6 protein-coding genes are annotated in these 7160 nt (G+C 60.4%); 4 read left to right on the forward strand and 2 right to left on the reverse strand.

The genetic code is table 11. From position 1 onward, the window contains the following. Positions 1-404: 404 nt before the first annotated feature. A complete protein-coding gene (locus ROTAS13_RS16120) occupies positions 405-1772 on the reverse strand; it encodes a hypothetical protein (RefSeq protein ID WP_075822840.1) in 1368 nt (455 codons plus the stop codon). Then, complete coding sequence (locus ROTAS13_RS25780) at positions 1756-2112, reverse strand: hypothetical protein (RefSeq protein ID WP_083755573.1); 357 nt, start codon at positions 2110-2112, stop codon at positions 1756-1758. Before ROTAS13_RS25780 ends, ROTAS13_RS16120 begins: the two co-directional genes overlap by 17 nt. A gap of 385 nt (positions 2113-2497) precedes the next feature. Between ROTAS13_RS25780 and ROTAS13_RS16130 the strand changes: the two genes are divergently transcribed. The 4 genes from ROTAS13_RS16130 to ROTAS13_RS16145 all read left to right on the forward strand — a co-directional run bounded on the left by ROTAS13_RS16130 (position 2498) and on the right by ROTAS13_RS16145 (position 6947). Continuing rightward, the gene (locus tag ROTAS13_RS16130; protein ID WP_075822842.1) at positions 2498-2794 is read left to right on the forward strand and encodes a hypothetical protein; all 297 of its coding nucleotides are present in this window, start codon (positions 2498-2500) and stop codon (positions 2792-2794) included. Beyond that, complete coding sequence (locus tag ROTAS13_RS16135; protein ID WP_075822843.1) at positions 2791-3213, forward strand: type II toxin-antitoxin system VapC family toxin; 423 nt, start codon at positions 2791-2793, stop codon at positions 3211-3213. The genes ROTAS13_RS16130 and ROTAS13_RS16135 overlap by 4 nt, the downstream gene beginning before the upstream one ends. A 360-nt stretch (positions 3214-3573) precedes the next feature. Beyond that, positions 3574-5685, forward strand: a complete 2112-nt coding sequence (locus ROTAS13_RS16140) for an McrB family protein (RefSeq protein WP_216348662.1) — start codon at positions 3574-3576, stop codon at positions 5683-5685. Beyond that, complete coding sequence (locus ROTAS13_RS16145) at positions 5685-6947, forward strand: hypothetical protein (protein WP_139323391.1); 1263 nt, start codon at positions 5685-5687, stop codon at positions 6945-6947. Before ROTAS13_RS16140 ends, ROTAS13_RS16145 begins: the two co-directional genes overlap by 1 nt. Positions 6948-7160: the final 213 nt, after the last annotated feature.

Below are 7160 nucleotides of genomic sequence, written 5' to 3' on the forward strand. Positions count from 1 at the left end.
GACATCGTCGAGACCGGCAACGATAGTTGGCGATTCAAGAACCGCGCCTGAACGCCCCCTCAACACACCTCACAAGAGGGTCCCTTTTGCGTGCCGATCTGGGGTCCCAATTCAGTGCCGATTGACATCTAGAGACCCGGCAGGGTCCTTGTCTCGGTCTTGGCGGCCAACAGGTCTGCCCCGAAAACCTCAGTAGACTTGCCACTCCCTGCGACAGTCGGTCTGTCAGAGAGCGGGAAGCGTAAGGAAACTGGCGGAGGAGGTGCGACTGGATGCGTGCGGTCTCTAGGCTGGAGCCTTGGAGAACGGTGCCCACCGGAGCCTTACGATGGGCCGCGCGATATGTGCCTGCGCGGCTCTACGGGTTCGGGCTCGACGTCGTGCCCGTGAGCTATCGCCCTTCCTCAAATTCGCAAGGTGGGCAACGTCGCGGCTCCTTGCCACGCCGAATGTATACGGCGGGAGAGCTCCGTCATTTCATCTTCAAGCGACTGCCTTATGGCCTCCTCCCGCCGTCGAGCAGCCACACCGGACATCACGGCTAGGGTCTGTGGCACCGCGTAACGGCCGAGAGCGAGCCACTGACTCCAGTTCAAACCCAAGGGCCCCATGAAGGCAATCTTGCCGGCGTTGATCGCAGCTGCGCCTGCGTGCGCGACCAGCAGGGTCTTTCGAAGCCTAGGATGCGAAGCCAGCGGCATGGCATCGGAAAGCTGCCTCCCCTCGTTCAGTCGGCGAATTACCCAGGCACCTCTCACCACGACCTCAACTAGCACCGTCGATACAGAACCTGCGACAAAGTGCCGGAAGTCGTACCCCGAGCGGTACATTTGCCGGGCTACCTCGCCGATGGTGTAGCTCCTTGGGCCAATGCTCCCGAACTGCAGCAGAGGGGCAAGTGACATGAGCGGCGCCGGAAGACCGGCGGGGGTCGCAACGTCAGATAACAAATGGCCGCCAACCTGGTGAAGGCCCTGCAAAATGCTCTCGAAGAAGCTCAGTCCCGGATCCAGCGCTCGGGCGGTAGGCGAGTGCTGAATGATAAGCTGACCGTGCTTGTCGAAAGCTGTGAAGGTACCCCGCAGGACGTCGGCGGTTCCGACCACCCACCCCAGAAGCGGATCATGGCCGGGTGAATGGAACCGGTGAGTGGTCGGCCCGAGCCCCGCAATCGGCTTCTCGAGCCCTCGGCTGATTGCGGCGTCAAACGGAACAGGGAACTCCCGCTCAAGCCTACGAATGGAGTCGGGTGGCAGCAGCTCTCCGACCCGTTCCGAGACCAGGTTGGATAGCCATCCGCCCCCATGCGCAGCGCTTCCAAGGAAGCCCGGGTGCGCCGGAACCTGTAAGAGCAGGACATCCACGATTCCAGCGAGGATCGCCGCAAGCCCTGCAATGCTGGCGTCGGTCAGGTCCATGCCATGCTCGGCGACTGCGGCGGCGCCGGTTGCCCTCAGTCGCGTACGTAGCGCCTGCATCTCCGCAGCGGACAGGAGCGCCTCGACATCTGCGTCGAGTTCCTGCGCCTCGGAAACCAACTCTTCCCATGGGCGCAGTTCCAGCGGTCTGCCTGATATTTGCGTCCGCGACTTGGCGGGAAGCCGCGACGGAACCGCAGTTCCAAACTGGCGGAGAAGGCCCTCTGCGCGAGCAATTGCACCGGCGGTGTTGGCGGAGAGCCGCGCAGCCCGAGCATCGAGATCATCAAGGCCTGACTTCAGGTGCCGAGCAACCCGGATTTCGTCGTCGTAGCCCTCAGGCCGCTTGGTCAAGGTCGCCTCGCAGGTTCTCAATGATCTCGGCCAGCCGGGCCGAGAGTGCCTGCAGGTGCGCCACGTCTGCTTCCCGGTTGTCGAGATCGGCTCGCAACCTCTCCTGGACAGCAGATTGCTTGCGCAACGCCTCCTGGAGGATTGCCTGCTTTTGGACGACCAGCTTCTTGTGGTTGTGGTTTGCGAGGGCGGCGTACCCGGCCACCCCAAGCACGACTGCCGGCGCCGCAATCACCGCCATGCCGGCGAGCATCCCCCCACCGATCAAGCTGCCGGCCGCAGCGAGCCCCGACGTCATGGCGGCAGCGCCGGACGCGCCACTCGCCGCGCCGACCGTCATTCCCGCAAAGCCAGCAGCTCCACCCGCGACAGTTCCTGCGGCGGCACCTACAGCTGGCGGCAGCCTTAAGTTAAGGGGCCGCCTCGACTTCTCCGCCAGCGCCCTTGCCGTATCCTCAAGCACCTTGCGGACCGGGACCAGCGCCTCCGCGGTGCGGTAGACCTCGGAACGGCGCCCGAGGAAGGGGATTCGCATTAAGGCCTCTTATGATTTAATCGGGTGATGTTGCGTCGTCGTCACCATGATGGTCAACGCGGACCCGTGACCAGCTGCCTGTGGACGTTACCTTGCAGCCGCTGCCACCTCGTCACAGGCCGCGCCAGCGTTTCCTTGAGTCCTGCCCGCCTTTCCGGGTATATTTCCGGAAACTGATTGAGGGCCCTCAATGCCTGCGAAGTCCACACCCAAGCCGCCCTCCGCTGTCGCCGAGCATCGGCGCCGCCTGCGCGCCCTCGGCCTACAGCGCATCGAGGTGCAGGTACTCGGCGAGGATGCGCCGCTCGTTCGGGCGGTGGCAGCAGCGCTTGCCGACCCCGATCAGGCCGGTGAGGCGCGCGCGCTGCTCCGTCGCCGCTTTGGGCCGGAGCTGACGCGCAGCCTGAAGGACCTGCTCGCCGCGGCGCCGCTGGAGGACATCGATCTCACCCGATCCCGCGATACTGGACGTCCGATCGACCTATGACTTGGCTCGTCGACACCAACGTCATTTCGGAGATCCGGAAGGGGCCGCGATGCCACCCGAGCGTCGCCTCCTGGTGGGCGGCGGTCGAGGATCGCGACCTGTTCCTCAGCGCGTTGACACTCGGCGAGATCCGAAAGGGAATCGAGAGCGTCCGCCCTCGTGATCCGGTGAAGGCGCGAGGGCTGGAGCGCTGGCTTCGCGAAGTGTCCGACGTGTTTGGCGCTCGCGTCATCGGCGTGGATCCAGCGGTGGCCGACGCATGGGGGCGGATGTCGGTATCACGATCCGTCCCCGTCATTGATGCCCTGCTCGCCGCTACAGCGCAGGTGCACAATCTCGTTCTGGTCACTCGCAACACGGCCGACGTCAGCGGGCTTGGAGTGCAAACGTTGAATCCGTTTGACGAGGTACAGGCGTAGATGGTCGGCCTTCCCAAGGCGACGCAGAAGTAGCGCGTGCAAGTCCGATGCGGCCTCGAGCTAGCGTGGCTTTTCCAAAACCGTTCGATGCGATGCTCATAACCTTCGTTCAGCCTCAAAGCCCTTCCGCTGGACAGCCAAGGCTGACACCCTCATCAACCGACATCGGCGCGGGAACGTGGACTGGCATAGTTACACCCAGGATAGGGTGAAATCTGGCGCGCTTGTCGGTACGCAGGCATGAAGGGGGCTAGTAGTGCACGGGGCTTGTAGGATGGTTCAGGTGTCGCTGTCACTAAATGTGGAGTTAAGCGCTTGCGAAAGAGCCTATATGCCAATGGCGTTCAGTAGAGATTCTAATTGAGCAGCGATATTTCGGTTCGCCCAGCCGGGCGTGGGTTGGCGGAAGCTAACGCGCAGGACCCTCTATTATTGCAGGAGCTTCGCACTGCCTGGGGGATTGCGACGGATGCCCCGCTCACCGTGATTGGTAAATTAAGTCGACAGGTGCTGGCCGACGGTCGCTCGATCTTCTTTCTCGACGATCTGGCGCACCCAGAATCCGGCGCCAGCCTGCGCTATCCCCTGCCCAAAATCCGCAGTCAGAGTGCCTTCGTGCCGCCGCCCGAAATCAGGCGCCTCACTAATCTAAGCGAGGCACTGGCCGAAAGTCTGTGGGTCGTGGCCGAACTGCAACTGTCGCCCGTCAGGGAGCGCGAAAGGCATAATAATCCTCACAAGTGCGACGTCCGGCTCGGCTCCTTACGCCTTCTGAGTGATATTCCAGCGCAATGGAACATTCTGGTCGCTGGCTCGGAAGCTGGGCACAAAATCACTGCAGCTGCACGGGAAATAATAGAAAAGGAAATCAGTGAGCAACAGATTCGACTAGACGAAGATACTGCTCGGATCGAAAAATTAAAGATTAGTTTAGGAGTAGAATTGGAGGAGGTGCAGCAAACGATCCAGTCCGAGCGGATCAGCCTTGAAGAACTTGAAAATCAAATTCTATGGAAGAAAAAAATCATAGCAGAGCGCTTCCGTCATCTTGCCGATCTTCTGGCTGAGAAGAGCCGTCGCTTGGTCGCGCTCAACCTGATCGATCGGGATGATGTTGACGCTCTTCTCCCCGAGGCGGACGTTCTCGACACGCGCCCAGGTCAAGATTTTGGGGCCGCTTTAGGCGGCGATTTCGCCCAGTTGGCGCCTTTCATACAGGCGAGGCTATGGAAGCGCGGCATGCTGTTCTCGAGAGCGCAACTGCGTGACTTCCTCGCGCTGGTTCGAACCCATGATTTATTCGTGCTGGCCGGTGATTCCGGCTCAGGAAAAACTAGTCTGATTCGTGCCGTAGCTGAATCCATCGGCGGGCGTTGCACAGTGATTCCTGTCAAGCCGAACTGGACCGGACCTGAGGATCTGCTCGGCTATTACAACCCAATTCAGCGCAGCTATCAGGCTACACCTTTTCTCCTGGCGCTTCAGGCTGCAGCGAAGGAGCCCGAGGTCCCGCATTTCATTTGTCTCGACGAGATGAACCTCGCCCGAGTTGAACATTATTTTGCAGATTTTCTGAGTCTTCTTGAAATCCGTAGCGAAAGCCCCGTCATCTCGCTCTACACCTCTGACGAGGAACGACATGCTGTAGTGGAAAACGGACTTTTCCTGACAATCGAATCTGAGGCACGTGCACGCTCCGGCCTACCGGAGACCGCCACAATGGAGGATTTGCTGAAGAACGAGGATGCGAACCGCCTGCTCCACCAACTCGGCGGCTTTCAGGACGCGGAATCGGTGCTCCTGCATCATGCGCGACTTCGGCGTGCACTCGCGGCGATTGTTCGTACGCCGACTAGTTTGCGGTTCCCTCCAAATGTCCGGATAATCGGCGCAATCAACATTGATGAAACGACGCATTACCTTTCGCCCAAAGTACTCGATCGTGTGCATGTCCTGCGCTTCCGCAATCCAGTCCTCACTGATTGGGAGGGACTCGAAGCCGAAATTGAGGAACTCGCCCTCGATCTGGACCAGCCGCTGAGATTGTCAGCCCGTGATCTAGGTTCTCGCGCGGACTATCCCCCATTCGACCGGACGGACGCAGATGCAGGGTTTCTGGCTGAGCAAGCTCGCCAGCATCTTGATCCCCTGGGTGTCGAATTTGGACTCCGCGGTATACGTCAGGCCGTGAACTACATCCGCGAAGCGAAGCTTTGCGGCATCGGGCGGCAGGCTGCGCTGAATAATGTAGTCCTGCACAAGATCCTTCCAAAGCTGATGCTCGACACGGGCCGGGTCGGTGGCGACGGGCGCAACAAGCGGAACATCCTGATCGCATTACGGGATAGTCTGGCCACCCAGATGGTGGGGCTGGATCTCGGTACGGTCACCGAGTCCTGCGTAGACGCGCTGGACCGCGTGATCGCTGCGGCCGAAGGGAACAACGGGATCGCTAACTACTGGTTGCGTTGATGCAGTCGTCCATTGATGCGCGCTACCTCAACATAGAATGGCAGGAACAAGGCCGCGCCCGGGGAATTGAGGTCGCGCCAGAGCCAATAGAAATCCAGCCTGATCCCAGCGGGGCAATGACCGTTGAGACGCAGATATTTCATGACATGCACCCCTGGCTGGGGCTGCGCTTAAGCGGGATTCTGGCCTGCGAGACGCCGGTTTTCATCAGCGCCCAGGGCGAGCGGCACCCCATGCTTGCGGTTGATGATGGGCATGGCGGGGTCTGGTGGGTGCAGAATGGCGAATGGGATGCCGAAACGAAGCGACATCTCAGCGAACTGCACCGGACCATGGGCCGGTTCGAGATAGCAATCGGCAACCATCGCTTGATTGTTGAAAATGTAGCAACGGGCGTCGGGCGGGCTCAGCTCGAGGAGTATCTGCGGGATTTCCAGCAGGACCTGATCTGGCTGGTGATGGGCTTCGGCACAGCCACGGCGACCAGTGGGGCCCCCTCTGTGGACACCGAATTGGTTTCAGCACTGACAGCCTTTGCGTCCGCAGCGCGGCGAGTGATCGATAATCCTGCGCTAAGCCTTCGCGAGATCACGACGGAGACTCGGATTGCGCAGCTACGTCCCAATGCAGCGACGTTTCGGCAGTATGCTCGCAAGCCGACGGCGCAGCGCCTTGTCGGGCGGGGGACCGAAGAGACTGCCGACATCGCGGACAATCGCCACCTGCGCCATATGGTGCAGGTTTGCGAAAGACTGACCAGGAGTGTCGCTCATTCCGCTCAGCGGCAGGCCGCCATTTTTTCGGCTCGGGCAGCCATGGAGACTGCACGTAGCGCCGAATATCTGACGATGAACAGCCGCGCCGTGGAACCCGAGATTTTCGACAACCAGCAGTTTGAGCTGAAGGAGAAGCTCGAGCCTGTCGCATCCTATAACGGTGGCGCGGACCTTGATGGTCGTGAAAATTTTCGGAGCATCCTGCTAAAAATCGGGAAGCGCTACGGAAACGATGCAGACAAATTTTTCTGCGACAGGACACGCGGACGCAACGAGGAAGATACGCGTCTCGGGATCCGTTATAACGTCCTTCGTGTACCTGATGACCTTGCAGGCTTGTTGCTGAAAGCGGCGGGTTTTGGCGATATTTATAGGTTTCGCGGCAGGTTAGAAATCTTAGACCATCAACCGAAGAAAGACGCGCGTCTTATCCGCTTCAGCCATGTCGTCTCAGTTATTCCGCAGGCCTTAGCGAGTCGGCCTTGAATAACTCGTAAGGCACTGATCTAGCTGTGAGATTTTCCGGGCTCGGCGACCTGGATTTGCAGGGTTCGATTGTTTTCGACGACAAGCCCTGCGAATCTTGTGGGCATGAAGCACCGCCCGCGCCCGCCGGAACAGGCCGATCTGCTGCGGCCGCGGCTGGTCGACATGATCGATGGGCGGCACGAACTGGTGCGGCTGGCGGCGCTGATCGAC

It is taken from the genome of Roseomonas sp. TAS13, from assembly GCF_001950415.1.
In the GTDB taxonomy this organism is placed as follows: Bacteria; Pseudomonadota; Alphaproteobacteria; order Acetobacterales; family Acetobacteraceae; genus Roseomonas; species Roseomonas mucosa.

Excerpts from the sequence above, each read along its gene's own strand:
- ROTAS13_RS25780 (WP_083755573.1), bottom strand. The coding sequence starts at position 2,112 with ATGACGGTCGGCGCGGCGAGTGGCGCGTCCGGCGCTGCCGCCATGACG.
- ROTAS13_RS16130 (WP_075822842.1), top strand. The coding sequence starts at position 2,498 with ATGCCTGCGAAGTCCACACCCAAGCCGCCCTCCGCTGTCGCCGAGCAT.
- ROTAS13_RS16135 (WP_075822843.1), top strand. The coding sequence starts at position 2,791 with ATGACTTGGCTCGTCGACACCAACGTCATTTCGGAGATCCGGAAGGGG.
- ROTAS13_RS16145 (WP_139323391.1), top strand. The coding sequence starts at position 5,685 with ATGCAGTCGTCCATTGATGCGCGCTACCTCAACATAGAATGGCAGGAA.